We start from the raw sequence: 1662 nt of genomic DNA, 5'->3' as shown, positions 1-1662 counted from the left end.
CTGACCATGGCAGATTCCTCCGGGAGTTGTGGTTTGGTGGTACAACCCACATATGCCATGGTCTTTCTTTTTGCTGAAGATCCCGCACACTACCGGCGGCAAGCGAAGCCGTGGAAGAACGGGCGCAACGTAGCGTCTTTCTTCACGCGGGATACAGGAGGCTTTGATTGATACTGCTGCGGATTCGCTACAGTAACGTTGGGCCAGAACGTAATGCCATCCAAGCAAGAGAGCGCACACTAGGGAAACTCTGAAGAAGACTTCCAGATTTTGGCAAAATACCCGGATTCCACCCACCGAGTTTCCCGATGAAGCAGATGACCTTCGCCGACGCCGAGTACGCTGGCAAGCGCAAGCAAACCCGCAAGGAGTTGTTCCTGATCGAGATGGATCGGGTGGTGCCGTGGAAGGGCTTGATTGCTTTGATCGAGCCACATTATCCGAAGGGTGAAGGTGGCCGTCCGGCCTACCCGTTGATGGCGATGCTGCGTGTGCATCTGCTGCAGAACTGGTTCGGCTACAGCGATCCAGCGATGGAGGAAGCGCTGTACGAAACCACGATCCTGCGCCAGTTTGCCGGGCTGAACCTGGAGCGCATCCCCGACGAAACCACCATTCTCAACTTCCGCCGCTTGCTGGAGAAACACGAGCTGGCGGCCGGCATCCTCGCTGTCATCAATGGCTCTGGGCGACCGCGGCCTGTCGCTGCGCCAGGGCACCATCGTCGATGCAACGCTGATCAATGCGCCCAGTTCGACCAAGAACAAGGACGGCAAGCGCGACCCGGAAATGCACCAGACCAAGAAGGGAAACCAGTATTATTTCGGCAGTGCGACCTGAAAGTCGCATGGGTTTCTGTTCCGCAGGTTAACGCCCGACGGAACCGACTGTTCCACCACTCGTTCCCTACCCAGACAGGCGTGGCCGGTAACAGCCGGGTCTGAAGCTCTGGGGACAATGTAACCGCCGATATTTCGGTAGGTCGAACCGCGAGGCCAGACTGAATCTGCCAGCATCAAGGCGGAGAGGCGCTAGGGATGAACAGGTACCCGCCAACTGCACGGGGGTGATGGTGCTCGCTTGGCGACTGGCTTCTTGCTGGAGGTTAGAGATTGCTTCGGCAATTGCCTTGGTCTGAGCCACATAGCTGCCGGATAGGTTGGCAATCACAATGCAGCAACGCGGTAACTCCAGAGCGGCGCTCATCAGGCAGCTGAGTGTGTAGGTGCTCACGGTAGCCAGCGTACCGCCGCCGATGACAGTAGTGCTCGCGTTTTCAAGGTAGGGCGGCAACTCATCGAGCATGATCAGGGTCGGTTTGTCCCCGATAATTTTCTTCCAGCCAGCCTGATCGACCGCGCGAGGGCCATTGACCCAGTAGGGGGAACCGCAGAATTCGGAAAAAATCGTACGCTAAGCTAACGGTGTTCTCGTGACAGCTCTTTGACTAGGCTTTCTAAGGCCATTCTGATAGCCCTGACTTCCTGAAAAGCCATGGCTAAAATTTGTGCGGCTAAAAGGGATACCGATGGTAAAGTAAGTTATCCCTGTCGAGATACTGAAAAGCGTTATCCTCGTTTTTCCCAAAACTGTTTTGCCAGTTCGCTCAGAGCGCTAGTTAACTGAGCGACAGATTTCGCACTTTGCAAATTATTCTGCCCG

The 1662-nt window shown here is 55.7% G+C and carries 1 pseudogene; it reads left to right on the top strand.

The features are described from left to right. Positions 1-308: 308 nt before the first annotated feature. A pseudogene (locus H4684_RS20465) lies at positions 309-828 on the top strand (IS5-like element ISPst7 family transposase); the annotation flags it as partial. Between the last annotated feature and the right edge of the window lie 834 nt (positions 829-1662).

The organism is Desulfomicrobium macestii (assembly GCF_014873765.1).
In the GTDB taxonomy this organism is placed as follows: domain Bacteria; phylum Desulfobacterota; class Desulfovibrionia; order Desulfovibrionales; family Desulfomicrobiaceae; genus Desulfomicrobium; species Desulfomicrobium macestii.
This window is presented reverse-complemented; position numbering and strand designations above follow the sequence as displayed.